Here is a 14,165-nt window from a genome sequence, read left to right as displayed (position 1 = left end):
ACGATCTGCGGCCCCCACGGTGCGTCGAAGAACCGCGGCCCGGACCAGCCCGGCCCCGCCTAGCCCCGGACGGCCCTCAGCAGCAGGTGCATCGCCGCGTCGGTGGAGCGTTCGCGCACGTCGGAGCGGTCGCCGGGCAGGCGGGGGTCGCGGGCGATCACCACGCCGTCGGCCGTGGTGACGCAGAAGCAGACGTAGCCGACGGGCTTCGCCTCCGTACCGCCGCCGGGGCCGGCCACCCCGGTGATGCCGATGCCGACGTCGGCGCCGAAGCGCTCGCGGGCGCCGTCAGCCAGGGCGCGGGCCACCTCGGGCGACACCGCGCCGTGCTCGGCGATCATCTCCGCCGGCACCCCGAGCAGCGCGGTCTTCGCCGCGTTCGAGTACGCGACCACGCCGCCGGCGACGTAGGCGCTCGACCCGGCGCGGTCGATCAGCCGCGAGGCGAGCATGCCGCCGGTGCACGACTCCCCCGTCGCGACGGTCCAGCCCTTGTCGAGCAGGCCGGTGGCGACGAGCGCGTCGGTGCTGGTGCCGTCGGCGCTGACCAGGTGCCGCTCGTGCGCGGCGATCAGGGCGTCCGCCAGTGCGTCGGCCGACGCCCCCGGACCGGGACGCAGGTCGACCTCCAGCTCGGAGCGACGCAGGCAGGTCGTGATCTCGATGCCCGACAGGTCGAGCCCGCCCGCCCCGATGTCGCGCAGGGTCGCCGCGATCTCCGACTCGGGCAGCCCGTAGTAGCGCAGCGAGCGCGACCGCGCGGGCGGCACCGACTCGAGCAGCGCGCGCACCGGCTCGGCGGCGAGCGCGGCGGGCCACATCCCCTGCAGCTCCCGCGGCGGGCCGGGGAGCACGACGACGACCGGCCCGTCCGGCACCGTGACGACGAGCCCGGGCGCGGTGCCGACGGGCGTCAGCGCCGTGGCGCCGCGCGGCACCATCGCCTGCTTGCGGTTGGCCTCCTCCAGCGCCGGGCCGTCGAAGCCGGTGCGCCGCGCCCAGGCCGCGAGGATGTCGGCGATGTGCGCGCGCATCGGCTCGTCGAGCTCCAGCGGCACCCCGGCGAACCCGGCGACGACCTCGGCCGTGAGGTCGTCGGCCGTCGGGCCCAGCCCGCCGCTGGTGACGACGAGCGCCGCACCGCGGACGAACTGCAGCGCGTCGGCCAGGTCTGCGGGCCGGTCGCCGACGACCAGCACGTGCGACACCTCGAACCCCAGCTCACCGAGGTGCTCGGCGACCCACGGACCGTTCTTGTCCGAGATCGCGCCGGTGAGCAGCTCGCTCCCGGTGACGACGACCGCGGCCCGCGGCTGGCTCACTGATCCACTCATGCCCGGGACGCTACCGCCGCGCACGCCGACTCGTCGCCCACGACGACGGGCCCGCGCCGCGGAGGTGGTTCAGCGTCCGGCGCCCCGGCTGCCGCTCACCCACTCCTCGTCGGTCATCCGCAGCGCGGCCACGCCCGCGGCGACCATGAACAGGCCCAGCCCGAGGCCCTGGACGATCCCGCTGACGGCACCCATCGGCAGCACCGTCGTCGCGACGATCGACAGCGGCACCAGCGCGGTCGGGATCCAGTGGAAGAACCCGGCGCGCCAGGCCGCCAGGCCCAGCACGGTCATGCCCAGGAAGGTCGCCAGCAGGATCGGCCCGGCGACGAGGAACGCGGCCAGCGGCAGGCCCTGCGCCCCGTCGGACACGACCACGGCCTGCTCGGCGGGCAGGTTCTGGCGGATCGCGAGGTCGTAGAAGTCGGTGACGAGCAGGCCGGGCAGTGCCAGCGCGCCGGGCAGTGCCAGGCCCAGCCCGACGTTCCCTGCCACCCGGCTCCGCCGCCTGGTCATGATCCCCAGCGCCAGCAGCACCGGCACGATGCCGAGGTAGCCGTACTGCAGCAGCAGCGCGGCGACCTGGCTGCGGACCGGGTCGGCGGCCAGCGAGTCGAGGTAGGCGAGCGTGCCCTCGGAGGTCTCCCAGTTCGTCGCCGCGAACCCGGCGACGGTGACCAGGCCCGCGACGACGCCGGTGACGCCCAGCGCGCGGCGGCGGAAGGTGGTGGCGGGCGCGACGGGCACCTCGCGGGGCAGGGTGGCAGGGACGGTGGTGGCGGCGGCGGTGCTGGTCATCGGGTGCTCCAGGGGGTGTGGGCCGGTCGGTCTGACGGGAACGAGCCTGCTCCCGCCGCGCCTGCGGCGGACCGGTGTTCCCTGGCGCTTCGGCTGTGGTGCCAGCACCCCCGCCGCGGTGGTGGCGCGCGCCCTACGCTCCTCGCGTGCAGACCCGAGTCGTCCTCGCCGAGGACAACGCCCTCCTGCGCGCCGGCCTGGTCCGGCTCGTCGACGCCGCCGAGGACCTCACCCTCGTCGGTGCCGCCGCCGACCTCCCCGCGCTCACCGACCTCGTCGACCGCGAGGCGCCCGACGTCGTCGTCACCGACATCCGGATGCCGCCGACGCACACCGACGAGGGCATCGCGCTGGCCACCCGGCTGCGCGACGAGCGCCCCGAGATGGGGGTGCTCGTCCTGAGCCAGTACGCCGAGGCGCCCTACGCGATGGCGCTGCTCGCGGGCGGCACCGCGCGGCGCGGCTACCTGCTCAAGGAGCGCGTGGCCGACGGCGACGAGCTCGCGGAGGCGATCCGGCGCGTGGCCGCGGGCGGCTCGGTGATCGACCCGACCGTGATCGAGGGACTCGTGGCGGCCAACCGCGCCGCGCCCTCTGACCTCGACCGGCTCACCCCGCGCGAGCTCCAGGTGCTCGGCGAGATGGCGCAGGGCAAGAGCAACGCCGCCGTCGCCGCCGCGCTGGTGCTGTCGGAGCGGGCCATCGAGAAGCACACGAACTCGATCTTCTCCAAGCTCGGGCTCTCGGAGGAGCGCGACCTCAACCGCCGCGTCAGCGCCGTCCTGATGTACCTGCAGGAGGACTGAGCGCGATGGGGCCCGTCCGGGTGCTCGTCGTCGACGACCAGCGGCCGTTCCGGCTCGTCGCCGCCGCCGTGCTCGCACGCACGCCCGGGTTCCTGCTGGTCGGCGAGGCCGGCACGGGCGAGGAGGCGCTGGTGCTCGCGGCGTCGCTGCACCCCGACCTCGTCCTGCTCGACGTCCGACTGCCCGGCATCAGCGGGGTGGAGGCGGCCGCGCTGCTCGTCGAACGGGCGCCGCGGACCGTCGTCGTCCTGTGCTCCAGCTACGCCCGCGCCGACCTCCCGTTCCCCGTCGACAGCCCGGGCGTGGCCGCCTACCTGCACAAGGAGGAGCTGCGCCCGGCCGCGCTGCGCGCCGTGTGGGAGGACGCGGTCAGCCCGCCCTGAGCGCCGGCGCCGGTGGCGTGCGCGCCGCCCGCAGCCCGGGGCGCGCGGCGGCCAGCAGCGCGCCCAGCAGCGCCACCGGCCCGATCGCGACGAGCAGGGCGACGGGGAGCGCGACGTCGCCCGCCACGCCCGTCGACAGCGCCACCTCCGCCCACAGCACCCGCCCCACGGCCAGCCCGAGCGGCACCCCCACCAGCAGCGCGGGCAGGACGGTGGCCGCGGCCAGCACCGCGACCGTGGAGCGCAGCTGCGCCGGGGTGCCGCCGAGCGCGGCCAGGACGGCGAGGTCGCCGGTGTGGCGGCGGGTGGCCGACAGCACCGCCTGCGCCGTACCGGCCCCGCCGACGAGCGCGAGGACGAGTGCGAGCAGCTCGGGCAGGGCGACGAGGTCGGCGAGGGCGGCCACCGACGGCGGCACCTCCCGCTCGAACACCTCCAGCCGCGCCGACAGCTCGGCGTAGAGCTCCTCCGCCGCTCCCGGCACGGCCAGCACGTGCCCGGCGACGAGCGGCTCGGCGAGCCCGAGAGCGGCGAGCTGCTCCGGGACCAGCTGCGCGACCTCCCCGAGCGTGCCGGTGTTCTCCGAGCGCACCACCACCAGACCGGTGACGGCGAGCGGCACCGCGGTGCGGTCCGGGGCTCGCGCGGTGACGGTGTCGCCGACCGCGATCCCCAGGCGCGCGGCGAACCGCGGCCCGAGCGCCACCTCCCCCGGGGCCTGCGCCGGGCGGCCCTGCGCGGTCTCCACGGGCAGCGACCCGACGCGGCGCTCCCGCGCCGAGGCCTCCACCCGCTCCCCCGCGATCTCGACGTCGGCCCCGGTGGACACCTCCAGCGCGGCCACGCGCGGGTCGGCGGCGAGCGCGGCGAGGTCGTCGGGCCGGGCGTCGACGACCGTGAGGTCGGCGGCCTGCCCGTACCGCGCCGGGGTCTCGACGAGCCGGGCCGCGCCCGCCCCGAACACGGCCGCGGCCACCACCCCGGTGACGGCGGCGGCCGCGCCGAGCGTCGCCAGGAGCTCGCGCGGCCCCCGGCGCAGCGCCAGCCCCGTCCCGACGACGACCGCGGGAGCCCGGCCGCCCCAGCGCGGCGCGCGCCGCACGACCCGGCGCGCCCCCGGCGTGCGCAGCCCCGCCACGACCGCGGCCAACGCCGTGAGCAGCAGGAACACCGCGGCGAGCAGCACCGCCCCGCCCGCTGCCAGTGCCCACGGCGGCCGGAAGCCGGGGTCGGGCTCGTAGGCCGCCTGGCTGCCCAGTGGCGGCAGCACCCCCGCCGCGAACGCCAGCGCACCGCCCACCAGCCCCGCGACGGCCGCCGCCGGCGCCGCCGCGAGCACCCGGGCCCCGGCCCGCCCCGCGGCGGTGAGCCCGAGCGCCGACTCGACGCGCTGCGCCGCATGCCCGGCGCCGTGGTGGCGCAGCAGCGCCTGCCCGACGACGAGCAGCCCGCCGACCGCCAGCACCAGCGCGAACACGGAGAGCCCGCCGGTGAGGACGCGCTCGGCCGTGCGGACGGCCGGGTCGACGTCGGCGCGCGGCCGCTGCACGGTCGGGAAGAAGTACTGCGCCACCATCGACGGCGGTTGCGCGGCGGCGACCGCCGCGTAGGCCCCGGCGAACGCGTCCGCGCTGCCGTCGCGCAGGTCGACGAACACCGGGCTCGACACGGCGTCGGCCGCGTACCGCTCGGCGAACTCCGGCCCGGCCAGCGCGTTCGCCAGCGCGCCGCCCCACCCGGGCATCCGCGCGATCCCGACGACCCGCACGGTCGCGACCGCCCCGTCCGGCGTCCCGAAGCCGACGTCGAACTGCGCCACCTCCTCGAGCGTGAGCATCCGCAGCGTCAGCTCGTCGCCGACGGCGTACCCGCCCATCCCCGCCAGCGGCTCGCCGATCAGCAGCTCGTCGACGGCGTCGGGCGCGGGAGCGCGGCCCTCCAGCACCACCGGCTCGACGAGGTCGCCGGGCGGGTCGGCGCCCGCCCCCAGCGACACGTACCGCACGGCCGGGCCGTCGATCTGGGCGATGAAGCCCGACGTCACCCACGCCCGCTCGACGCCGGGCAGCCCCGGCACGGCCGCGGTGAGCGCGGGCTGGTCGGCCGGGACGAGCACCCGCGCGTCGTCCAGGTGCACGGCCTCGACCAGCCGCGGGTAGGCGGTGGCCGTGCGCACCGCGAGCGCCGCCGCGCCGAGCACGACCCCGCCCGCGAGGCCGAGCACCAGGCCCAGCGCGAGCAGCGAGCGCCACCGCGTGCGCAGCTCGGCGCGCGCGACGGCCCGGAGCGCACTCACCTCCGCTCCACGGGCACCGTGGCCGTGACCGTCGTGCCGACGCCGGGCGTGGACGTCCAGCGCACGGAGCCGCCGACCGCACCGAGCCGGTCGGCCATGTTCTGCAGGCCGGCGCCGGTGGGGGCGCCGGTGAACCCGGGACCGGTGTCCCCGACCTCGACGACGAGGTGGCCGTCGCGGCGGTCGACCTCGATCTCCACCTCGGAGCCGGGGGCGTGCTTGGCCGCGTTCTGCAGGGCCTCCAGGCAGCAGAAGTAGACGGCGGCCTCGACCGGCTCGGGATGGCGGCCGACGTCGCCCGCGCGCACGTGCACGGCCAGCGGGCTGCGCGCGGCGGCGGCGCGCAGCGCGTCGGGCAGGCCGGCGTCGCGCAGCAGCGGCGGGTAGATGCCGTGGGCGAGGTCGCGCAGGGCGGAGATCGACTCCCGGACGCCGCGGTCGAGCTCGTCGAGCAGCTCGACGTCAGCGGCGTTCCCGGCACTCTCCGCGGTGTCGCGCACCAGCCGCAGCCCCACCGCGATGGCGACGAGGTGCTGCTGGGCGCCGTCGTGCAGGTCGCGCTCGATGCGGCGGCGCTCGGCGTCGGCCGTGCTGACCAGGCGGGCGCGGGAGGCCTGCAGCTCAGCGTTGGCACGGCGGAGGTCCGCGAGGGTGTCGGTGAGCGCCTCGTCCAGCGCGCGGTTGCGCAGCACGATCGCGAGCCGTCGGGCGACCTCGCCGAGCGCGCGCTCGTCGGCGCCGGTGAGGGCGTCGGCGTCCCCGGCACGCTCGACGACCAGCAGCGCGAGCACCCGCCCGCCGTGCACGGCCGGGGCGAACCGCAGCTGGACGTCGGGCCCGCGGCCCTCCAGCAGGCGGGGCAGCCACAGCCGCAGCCACCCCGGCCCGCCGACGCCCGCGCGGGCCAGCAGCGCGAGCTCGGCCTTGTCGAGCGGGGGCGGCCCGGGCCCGTCACCGGCCGGGACGGCGAGCGTGCGGTGCAGCGCGTCGTCGACGCCCGGGGCCGGTGACCAGATCTCGACACGGGCGAGCCGGTGCTCGCGGCGCAGCGACTCGGCGAGGCGGCGCAGGAGGTCCTCGTCCCCGCCCTCCCCGTCACCGGCCGTCTCGCCGGAGTCGGTCGCGGGGTCGGCGACGGCGGCGAGCAGCTCGTCGGGCGACCGGCGGGTGCCGTGCAGCGCGGCGCGGGCGGCGTGCGCGGCCCGCCGGGCGAGCGGGCGGGCCAGCGCGGCGGCGACCGCGGTGCCCACCACCAGCGGTGTGGCCAGACCCCGCTCCGCCCCGACCGGCAGGCGCCCGAGCACCAGCAGCGCGGTGACCAGACCCAGCGCCGCCGCCAGTCCGACCGCCGCGACGACGGCCCCACCGGCCAGCACGGCCGCGCTCGCGCGCCGCAGCGCCGGCACCTCCCCCGCGACCAGCCCGGCGAGCACCGCCCCGCCCGCGCACCACGCGGCCGCCGGCAGCGCCGGCCCGCCACCCAGCAGCGACCCCGCGAGCGCCACGAGCAGCACCCCGGCCGCGACCAGCACGCCCGCCGCCACCAGCGACCAACGCGCGCGGACCCCCGGCCTCACGGCGCCGCCCCGGCCGGGACCCGCCCGTCGTCGACGACCCGGCCGTCGCGCATGCGGACCACCCGCTGCGCCGCCGCGGCCACCTCCGGCGCGTGGGTGACCAGCAGGATCGTCTGCCCGGCCGCGTGCAGGCGGGCGAACAGGTCGAGCACCTCGGCCTGGCCGTCGGAGTCGAGCGCACCCGTCGGCTCGTCGGCGAGCAGGACCGTCGGGCGGTTGGCCAGCGCGCGGGCGATCGCGACGCGCTGGCGCTGCCCGCCGGACAGGGCGCCGGGCAGCTCGCCGGAGCGGTCGAGCAGGCCGAGGGTGTCGAGGAGGTCGCGCGCGCGCTCGGTCGCCCGCGCGGGCCGCTCCCCCGCGACGAGCGCGGCCAGGGCCACGTTCTCCAGCGCCGACATGTGCTCGACGAGGTGGAAGAACTGGAACACCAGCCCGACGTGGCGGCGGCGCAGGCGGGCGAGCGCGGCGGCGCCCAGGTCGTCGATGCGGGTGCCGGCGAGCTCGACGACCCCCTCGTCCGCGCGGTCGAGCCCGGCGAGCAGGTGCAGCAGCGTCGACTTCCCGCACCCCGAGGGCCCCATCAGCGCGACGAACTCGCCGCTGTCCACCGTCAGGTCCACCCCGCGCAGCGCGCGCACGGCGACGTCCCCGCCGGAGCCGGACCCGTAGGTCCGGCGCAGGCCGCGCACCACGAGCGCGGGCGTCCGATCGTCCACCCGGGCAGCCTAGGAACGGCGGCAAGCGCCGCACGGGGGTGCTACCACCACCATCGGCGCACGAGGGGTCAGCGCAGCGGGGCCTCGTCCAGGTACCGCTCCGACTCCAGCTTGTGCATCCGCTCGTCGTGCGAGATCTGGCGCAGCAGGTCGGCGACGGAGCCGTGCGCGCCGTACCGCGCGGCGAAAGCGGAGCGGTGCGGCACCGCCTCGAGCTCGGGGTGCTCGGCGACGAACTCGGCGTAGGTGTGCTCGGCGTGGTCCTCGAAGTCGGCGTTGAGCCGGTACGCCCAGCGCGGCGCGAGGACGTGCAGCAGCCACGACAGGTGGTAGTAGCTCGCGGCCATCACCCACGGCAGCAGCCGGAACCGGAACCACGAGCGGTCCCCGCCGCGGGCGGCCACGAGCTCGCTGAGGATCAGCAGGTGCCACTGCTCGTTGTCCTGCTGCTCCCGGTTCTCCTCGATCCGCGCGGCGATCCGGTGAGCGAGCCCGGCGTCGCGGTGGCGGCGGCCCAGCGCGCGGTACGCCGCGTTCTCCCAGATCTGGTACGGGATCCGCGCCACGACCTCCAGGACCATGAACTTCTCCAGCGTCCCCCGCCTGCCGTAGAGCAGGTCCATCGTGACGAACAGCAGCCGCGCGACGGGTCCGTACGGGCGACGCGGGGTGGCGAGCGTGGCACGGTGCTCGTGCAGCAGGGCGCGGCGGCCCAGGCGCGGCGTGCACGCGGCCGTGAGCGGGGCGAGGACGACCGTCGGGGCGGTGTCGGGCGCGCCGGGGAACGGGCGGACGCGAGGGGCCGTGTGGTGGCGGGCGAGGGTCGGGGCGCTCATCGGTACTCCTGCGGGCGGGCCGCCGGGGCCCGGCGGCGTCTGGCGCCCAGCCTGGAGCCGCGGGGGCGCCGCACCGACCCTGCTGCCCGGCCGACCGCACGGCGCCCACCCCCACCGCGGCGGTGCGGCCAGCACCCCCGCCGTCCGGCGGAGCGGAGACGGCCGGCGCCGGAGCGTCCTGGAGTCGGAGCCGTCCTGGAGTCGGAGCCGTCCTACAGTCCCAGCACGTCCGGCGCCGTCGCGATCGCGCGCAGCCGGTCGGCCGGCGCGGGGACGAGCCTGCGGGTGCCCTGGTCGAGCAGCCCCACCACGCAGGTGATCTCCGCGGCGACGACGCCGTCGTCGCGGCGGATGGTCTGGTCGATCGTGAAGGCGCGCCCCTCCCCGAACTCCAGCCGCGAGTCGATCTCGACCTCGTCGCCCTGGCGCAGCTCGCGCAGGAACCGCACACGCGTCTCCAGCAGCACGATGCCGAGCCCGACCTCGACCATCCGGCCGAACGAGCAGCCGGCGGCGGCGAGGTGCGAGCTGCGGGCGTGCTCGCCGAACTGGTGGTAGACGGCGTGGTTGACGTGCCCGTTCATGTCGAGCTCGTAGCTGCGCACGCCGACGCGGACCGAGAAGGAGGCCATGCGGGCATGATCTCCGGCCATGACGCAGATGCAGGACCCGGCCCGGGTGCGGATCCGCCGCCGGGTGGAGTGGGCGCAGACGGACGCGGCGGGGCACCACCACTGGACGGCGGTGCTGCACTGGGCCGAGCAGGCGGAGACCGTGCTGCACGAGCGCCTGGGCATCGCCGACGTCACGTTCGGCCGCGAGCCGCGGGTCAACGCCACCGTGGACTTCACCGAGCGGCTGTACTTCCGCGAGGACGTCGACGTCGACTTCGCGGTGGAGCACGTCGGCACGACGTCGGCCCGCTACGCCTTCACGGTGAGCCGCAACGGCGTGACGGCCGCGCGCGGGACGCTGGCGACCGTGCTGGTCGATCCGGGGTCCGGCCGGCCCTCGCCGTGGCCCGACGCGCTGCGCACCGCCCTCACCGAGGGCGGGGAGCAGCAGCCGGGCTGATCCGCCGGTAGCGCGGGGCCGTCAGTAGCGCGGGGCCGTCAGTAGCGCGGCAGGTCGCGCGCGGCTGCCTGGGCGGGCGGGGCCGAGCGGAAGGCCCGGCGCGCCGGGGCCGCCGTGAACCCCATCGCGGCGACGACGGCGGCCACGCTGTCGTAGCTGCCGGTCGGCAGGGCCCACAGGTCCGTGCGGGTGGCGGCGTCGGCGCCGTACTCCTCCGCGTGGACAATCAGCTGCCACTTCGCGGCCGGGAAGGCCATCCCGCCGAGCACGTGCCGGACCCTCTGGACGTCCGCCGGTGTTCCCCTGCGCATCGCGTACTCCCCCGAAGCCGAAACAGTTGCTCCGGTGTACCCACTGCTGGGCTGCGGCAAACGGGCGAGAACTCGTCCGTTCGCGGTGACGGGGGGTGATGTTGTGTCCGCCCATGGCCGGTCGTAGGGTTGAGCGGCGGTTCGAGTACACAGTCCGCGCCTCAAGTCCACGATCACTCGAGGAGCCTGTGCGCAATGAGTGGCGATCTTCCCCTCGACGGCGGGGTGTCCGGTGACCCCGGCGACGTCGGCGAGGTCATCCGGTTCGACGTCGTCGGTCACGGCGGGGGTGCGACCGTCGTCCACGTGGTCGGCGAGATCGACACGCTGACGGCGCCGCTGCTGCGGGCCCAGCTCGACGAGCAGATCGCGGCGGTCCCGCTGGTCGTGCTCGACCTCACCGACGTCACGTTCCTCGGATCGGCCGGCCTCGCGGTCCTGGTCGCGGCGAAGGACGACGCCGACCGCCGCGGGCACCGCCTGCGCCTGGTCTGCGGCTCCCGCATCGTGACGCGCGCCCTGCAGGCCACGGGCCTGCTCACCCTCTTCGACACCGCCGACGGCGTGCCGGAGGCCCTCGACGTCAGCGCCTGAGGCGCCCGTCGCCCCGCCGGGGGCAGGGAGGCGTGAGGGTGCCTGGTGGCCCCCGCGGTCTTCAACACCGACGTGGCCGGGCATCCCGGCCAGGCGGGTTCGATTCCCGTCCGCCTCCGCCACCCGGCCCGTGTCACGCTGCGCTGCGCGGCGGTGCCCCGTTCGGTCGTGGACCGCACCCGGCGGGTCGGTGGCACATAACCCCTGTTCAGTGGGATCGTGAGCCGATGGACCCCGACGACCTGACGGCGATGGGCGCCGCGGAGATCGCGGCGCGCGTGCACGACGGCTGGACCAGCGCCGTCGACGTCGCACGGGCCCACCTCGCCCGCATCGAGGCCCGCGACGCCGTCGTGGGCGCGTTCCAGGTCGTCGATGCCCGCCGCGTGCTCGCCGAGGCGGAGGGCGTCGACAGCCGGGCCGACCGCTTCGCGCTGCCGCTGGCCGGCGTCCCGGTGGCGGTGAAGGACTGCGTCGACGTCGCCGGCTACCCGACGCGCCACGGCAGCACCGCCACCTCCGACGCCCCCGCCCGCCGCGACGACGAGCTGGTCAAGCGCCTGCGCGGGGCCGGTGCGGTCGTCGTCGGCAAGACGCGGATGCCCGAGCTCGCGATCTGGGGCTTCACGCAGTCACGCCTGGGCGACACCCGCAACCCCCTCGACGAGGCGCTCGACCCGGGCGGGTCCAGCGGGGGCAGCGCCGCCGCGGTCGCCGCCGGGATGGCCACGCTCGCGCTGGGCACCGACGGCGGCGGCTCGATCCGGATCCCGGCCGCCTACTGCGGGCTGGTGGGCGTCAAGCCCGGTTCCGGGGTCGTCCCGCTGCCGGGCAAGGCGCAGGAGCACTGGTACGGCATGTCGGCCGCCGGTCCGCTGGCCCGCACCGCCGCCGACGCCGCGCTCATGCTCGGCGTGCTGCGCGGCGATCCCGTCGTGCTGGGCGAGCGGGGGCCGTCGCGGATCGCGCTGTCGCTGCGCGTGCCGTCGCCGATCGGGCGGCTGCACCCCGACCACCGCTCGGCCGCCGTCGGCGCGGCCGCGCGGCTGCGCGCCGGTCCGGGCGGAGCCGTCGTCACCCTGGCCGACCCGCCCTACCCCACCGGCCTGGCGCTGCAGTGGATGCGCCGCTGGCACGCCGGCGTCGCGCAGGACCTGGCCGCGCTCGGGCTCGACCCCTCCGACGTGGAGCGGCGCACCGCCGCCGTGGCCCGCCGGGGCCGCCGCGCCCGTCCCGGCCCGCACGCGGCCCGCGCCTGGCGCGACCGCATGGTCGCCTGGCTCGACGACGGCGGCTACGACCTGATGATGGGCCCCGCCGTCGCCGGCCCGGCGCCCGCCGCCGGGTCGCTGCACCGCCGCGGCTACACCCGCACCCTGCTCGCCCAGACCCGTCAGGTGCCGTTCACCCAGGCCTGGAACCTCGCCGGGCTGCCCGCGATGGTGGCGCCGGTCGTGATCGCGGGCCGGGCCGTCGGCGTCCAGCTCGTGGGCCGGCCGGGGTCGGAGGCGGCCCTGCTCACGGCCGCGGCCCGGCTGGAGCACCGCCCGGTGCCGGTGGGGGCGGCGGCGAGCCCGCGCAGCTACGCCTGACGCCGGTCACGCCTGAGCCCCTTTGCTCTGCACACCCATACGCACCGGCCCGACCCGCCCGGTGCGTATGGGTGTGCAGAGCAAAGTCAGTGCGGGTCGGGCTCCACGAACGGCGCCAGCAGCCCCGGCACCGCGTCGACGGCCAGAGCCAGCACCTCGTCCTGGTCGGCCCACGCGATCGTCTGGCCGCCCTCCCCGGCCGCGACCGCCGCCGTCACCGACAGCACGAGCGCGGGCAGCGCCGACACCGGCACCCACCGCACCAGCAGCACCCGCAGCGCCGCCCGCGGGTGCCGGCGCAGGGGCACCGCGGCCGGGGAGCCCGGCCGGCACCGCGGGCAGCAGCAGGTCCGAGTCGCGCTTCTCCTGCCCGTCCGCGCCCGCCACCCCGACCCCCGCCGCCACGATCCGCGCCCGCGCTCCCCCGCCCAGGCGCAGCAGCAGCGGCTCGTCGAGCCGCACCCCGCGGATCCGCGCCTCCTCGATCGTCACCGAGCGCTGCGTGAGCAGGCCGTAGGTCACGCGCAGGGTCCGGTCGTGCCGCGGACCAGCCGGAACCCGCCGTAGAGGACCACGTAGAGCACCGTCGACAGCACGGTGTTGAGCAGCACCAGCCCGGCGAGCACCGCCAGCACGACCAGCGGCACCCCGACGCCCCGGACCCGCTCGACGGCGGACCGCACCGGTCCCGAGCGCCACAGCTGCCCGTAGTCGATCGCCTCGCCGAACTGCGCGAGCGCCGCACCCACCACGCCGATCGCGACGAGCCCCAGCAGGGACAGCGGCGCCAGCCGCACCCACGACGCCGCGAAGGCGGCCATCGGAGCGGCGGGCGCGTCGGCCCCTGGCCCGGCACCGGCGTCGGCCGTCCGGGCGGAGCCGCGTGCCAGCAGCACCGACCGGAGCCGCTCGGCCTCGGCCGTCGACACCGACTGCAGCTTCAGGTCGTCGTCGGACTCCCCGCCCTGGCGCCCCGTCCCGATCGCCACGACGGCGAGCCCGGCGAGGCGGTGCACGACGTCGACGGTGAGGTCGACCGACCGGAGCCGGTCACGCGGCACCGACCGCTCCTGGCGCACGAGCAGCCCGCTGCGCAGCTCGACGTGGGTGCTGGTGACGCGGTAGGTCGTGGTCGCCCAGGTCCAGCCGCTGAGCGCGAGGATCCCGACCACGACCACCGCGCCGATCGCCGGCTCGACCCAGCCGAGGCGGCCCCAGCCGCGCAACGTCACGGCGACGGCCCCGGCCAGCAGCAGCCCGCCGGCCGGGCGCACGGCCTCGACCCAGATCGAGCGGCGGTCGAGCCGGCTCCACGCGGTCACCGGCGGCGCGTCGGTCACGGTCACGTCGCGTCCCCGGGGGTGGCCTCCGTGGCCGCGGTGAGCCGCTCGACGAGCTCGGCGGTCACCGTCGAGAGCCGGAGCCACTGCTGCAGCGGGCCGCGCTGGGTGTCGACGGTCTGCACCCGCGACAGCGGCGCCACCCGCCGGTCCTCGACGATCGTGCCCGTGCGGACGTAGACGGCCACATCGGTGACCTCCCAGCGGTGCCGCGCGTAGCGCACGCGCGGCGAGACGGCGACGTCGACGAGCGCCACCACCGCGACCGCGACCGCCGGCGCCACCAGCCACCACGGCCGCCAGAACACCAGCACCACCCCGACGGCGACGAGCACGACCGCCCAGAACAGCCCGTCCTGCAGGCGCCACCACGTGACCGCGCGGGGGTCGACCTGGTGGGCGGGCGCGCGCAGCCGCAGGCGCGGGGCGGCGGACGGTGCGGAGCTCATGGCACCACCGTGCCCGTGCCCCGGCGCGGTGTCGTCATCCTTTCGTCTGCTCCCGTCAC

At 77.3% G+C, this 14,165-nt stretch carries 16 protein-coding genes and 1 tRNA gene; 6 read left to right on the top strand and 11 right to left on the bottom strand.

The features are described from left to right. Positions 1-59: 59 nt before the first annotated feature. Together I4I82_RS20665 and I4I82_RS20660 are read right to left on the bottom strand one after the other, a co-directional pair. A complete protein-coding gene (locus I4I82_RS20665) occupies positions 60-1,334 on the bottom strand; it encodes a competence/damage-inducible protein A (RefSeq protein ID WP_218589653.1) in 1,275 nt (424 codons plus the stop codon). Positions 1,335-1,403: 69 nt separating this feature from the next. Beyond that, complete coding sequence (locus I4I82_RS20660; protein ID WP_218589652.1) at positions 1,404-2,132, bottom strand: hypothetical protein; 729 nt, start codon at positions 2,130-2,132, stop codon at positions 1,404-1,406. A gap of 146 nt (positions 2,133-2,278) precedes the next feature. On the opposite strand from I4I82_RS20660, the gene I4I82_RS20655 reads away from it, so the two are divergent. Together I4I82_RS20655 and I4I82_RS20650 are read left to right on the top strand one after the other, a co-directional pair. Beyond that, positions 2,279-2,938: a response regulator transcription factor gene (locus I4I82_RS20655; RefSeq protein ID WP_218589651.1), complete on the top strand. Its 660-nt coding sequence runs from the start codon at positions 2,279-2,281 to the stop codon at positions 2,936-2,938. A 5-nt stretch (positions 2,939-2,943) separates the two neighbouring features. After that, a complete protein-coding gene (locus I4I82_RS20650; RefSeq protein ID WP_218589650.1) occupies positions 2,944-3,321 on the top strand; it encodes a response regulator transcription factor in 378 nt (125 codons plus the stop codon). On the opposite strand, the gene I4I82_RS20645 is transcribed toward I4I82_RS20650, so the two are convergent. The 5 genes from I4I82_RS20645 to I4I82_RS20625 form a co-directional block, all read right to left on the bottom strand. Beyond that, positions 3,308-5,617, bottom strand: a complete 2,310-nt coding sequence (locus tag I4I82_RS20645; RefSeq protein WP_218589649.1) for an FtsX-like permease family protein — start codon at positions 5,615-5,617, stop codon at positions 3,308-3,310. The two genes, I4I82_RS20650 and I4I82_RS20645, sit on opposite strands and share 14 nt — an antisense overlap. Further along, a complete protein-coding gene (locus I4I82_RS20640; protein WP_218589648.1) occupies positions 5,614-7,194 on the bottom strand; it encodes a sensor histidine kinase in 1,581 nt (526 codons plus the stop codon). The genes I4I82_RS20645 and I4I82_RS20640 overlap by 4 nt, the downstream gene beginning before the upstream one ends. Then, the gene (locus I4I82_RS20635) at positions 7,191-7,910 is read right to left on the bottom strand and encodes an ABC transporter ATP-binding protein (protein WP_218589647.1); all 720 of its coding nucleotides are present in this window, start codon (positions 7,908-7,910) and stop codon (positions 7,191-7,193) included. Before I4I82_RS20635 ends, I4I82_RS20640 begins: the two co-directional genes overlap by 4 nt. A 68-nt stretch (positions 7,911-7,978) precedes the next feature. Then, the gene (locus I4I82_RS20630) at positions 7,979-8,746 is read right to left on the bottom strand and encodes an alternative oxidase (RefSeq protein WP_218595946.1); all 768 of its coding nucleotides are present in this window, start codon (positions 8,744-8,746) and stop codon (positions 7,979-7,981) included. Between the two features lie 212 nt (positions 8,747-8,958). Further along, the gene (locus I4I82_RS20625; RefSeq protein ID WP_218594442.1) at positions 8,959-9,378 is read right to left on the bottom strand and encodes an acyl-CoA thioesterase; all 420 of its coding nucleotides are present in this window, start codon (positions 9,376-9,378) and stop codon (positions 8,959-8,961) included. Positions 9,379-9,397: 19 nt separating this feature from the next. Here I4I82_RS20625 and I4I82_RS20620 point away from each other — a divergent pair, with 19 nt between their 5' ends. Further along, positions 9,398-9,820, top strand: coding sequence for an acyl-CoA thioesterase (locus I4I82_RS20620; RefSeq protein WP_218594443.1), 423 nt, complete (start codon positions 9,398-9,400; stop codon positions 9,818-9,820). A 38-nt stretch (positions 9,821-9,858) separates the two neighbouring features. Here I4I82_RS20620 and I4I82_RS20615 read toward each other — a convergent pair whose 3' ends face one another. Then, the gene (locus I4I82_RS20615) at positions 9,859-10,131 is read right to left on the bottom strand and encodes a DUF2795 domain-containing protein (RefSeq protein WP_218594444.1); all 273 of its coding nucleotides are present in this window, start codon (positions 10,129-10,131) and stop codon (positions 9,859-9,861) included. Positions 10,132-10,326: 195 nt separating this feature from the next. On the opposite strand from I4I82_RS20615, the gene I4I82_RS20610 reads away from it, so the two are divergent. From I4I82_RS20610 to I4I82_RS20600, 3 genes are all read left to right on the top strand, one after another. Beyond that, positions 10,327-10,725, top strand: a complete 399-nt coding sequence (locus I4I82_RS20610) for an STAS domain-containing protein (RefSeq protein WP_218594445.1) — start codon at positions 10,327-10,329, stop codon at positions 10,723-10,725. A gap of 26 nt (positions 10,726-10,751) precedes the next feature. Then, positions 10,752-10,847, top strand: a tRNA-Sec gene (locus I4I82_RS20605). Positions 10,848-10,952: 105 nt separating this feature from the next. Beyond that, complete coding sequence (locus I4I82_RS20600) at positions 10,953-12,317, top strand: amidase (protein ID WP_218594446.1); 1,365 nt, start codon at positions 10,953-10,955, stop codon at positions 12,315-12,317. Between the two features lie 86 nt (positions 12,318-12,403). On the opposite strand, the gene I4I82_RS20595 is transcribed toward I4I82_RS20600, so the two are convergent. From I4I82_RS20595 to I4I82_RS20580, 3 genes are all read right to left on the bottom strand, one after another. Further along, on the bottom strand, positions 12,404-12,625 hold the full coding sequence (locus I4I82_RS20595) for a hypothetical protein (RefSeq protein ID WP_225922734.1): 222 nt from the start codon (positions 12,623-12,625) through the stop codon (positions 12,404-12,406). A gap of 210 nt (positions 12,626-12,835) precedes the next feature. Continuing rightward, positions 12,836-13,663 (bottom strand): PH domain-containing protein, encoded by an 828-nt coding sequence (locus I4I82_RS20585; protein ID WP_218594890.1) that lies wholly within the window; start codon positions 13,661-13,663, stop codon positions 12,836-12,838. Continuing rightward, the gene (locus I4I82_RS20580; RefSeq protein WP_218594891.1) at positions 13,660-14,106 is read right to left on the bottom strand and encodes a PH domain-containing protein; all 447 of its coding nucleotides are present in this window, start codon (positions 14,104-14,106) and stop codon (positions 13,660-13,662) included. The genes I4I82_RS20585 and I4I82_RS20580 overlap by 4 nt, the downstream gene beginning before the upstream one ends. Positions 14,107-14,165 lie beyond the last annotated feature (59 nt).

Source organism: Pseudonocardia oceani, from assembly GCF_019263585.2.
Classification (GTDB): Bacteria; Actinomycetota; Actinomycetes; order Mycobacteriales; family Pseudonocardiaceae; genus Pseudonocardia; species Pseudonocardia oceani.
The sequence above is the reverse complement of the archived record's forward strand: the minus strand, read 5'-3'. Positions and strand labels throughout refer to the sequence as shown.

Excerpts from the sequence above, each read along its gene's own strand:
- I4I82_RS20665 (WP_218589653.1), bottom strand. The coding sequence starts at position 1,334 with ATGAGTGGATCAGTGAGCCAGCCGCGGGCCGCGGTCGTCGTCACCGGG.
- I4I82_RS20660 (WP_218589652.1), bottom strand. The coding sequence starts at position 2,132 with ATGACCAGCACCGCCGCCGCCACCACCGTCCCTGCCACCCTGCCCCGC.
- I4I82_RS20650 (WP_218589650.1), top strand. The coding sequence starts at position 2,944 with ATGGGGCCCGTCCGGGTGCTCGTCGTCGACGACCAGCGGCCGTTCCGG.
- I4I82_RS20630 (WP_218595946.1), bottom strand. The coding sequence starts at position 8,746 with ATGAGCGCCCCGACCCTCGCCCGCCACCACACGGCCCCTCGCGTCCGC.
- I4I82_RS20625 (WP_218594442.1), bottom strand. The coding sequence starts at position 9,378 with ATGGCCTCCTTCTCGGTCCGCGTCGGCGTGCGCAGCTACGAGCTCGAC.
- I4I82_RS20620 (WP_218594443.1), top strand. The coding sequence starts at position 9,398 with ATGACGCAGATGCAGGACCCGGCCCGGGTGCGGATCCGCCGCCGGGTG.
- I4I82_RS20615 (WP_218594444.1), bottom strand. The coding sequence starts at position 10,131 with ATGCGCAGGGGAACACCGGCGGACGTCCAGAGGGTCCGGCACGTGCTC.
- I4I82_RS20610 (WP_218594445.1), top strand. The coding sequence starts at position 10,327 with ATGAGTGGCGATCTTCCCCTCGACGGCGGGGTGTCCGGTGACCCCGGC.
- I4I82_RS20600 (WP_218594446.1), top strand. The coding sequence starts at position 10,953 with ATGGACCCCGACGACCTGACGGCGATGGGCGCCGCGGAGATCGCGGCG.
- I4I82_RS20580 (WP_218594891.1), bottom strand. The coding sequence starts at position 14,106 with ATGAGCTCCGCACCGTCCGCCGCCCCGCGCCTGCGGCTGCGCGCGCCC.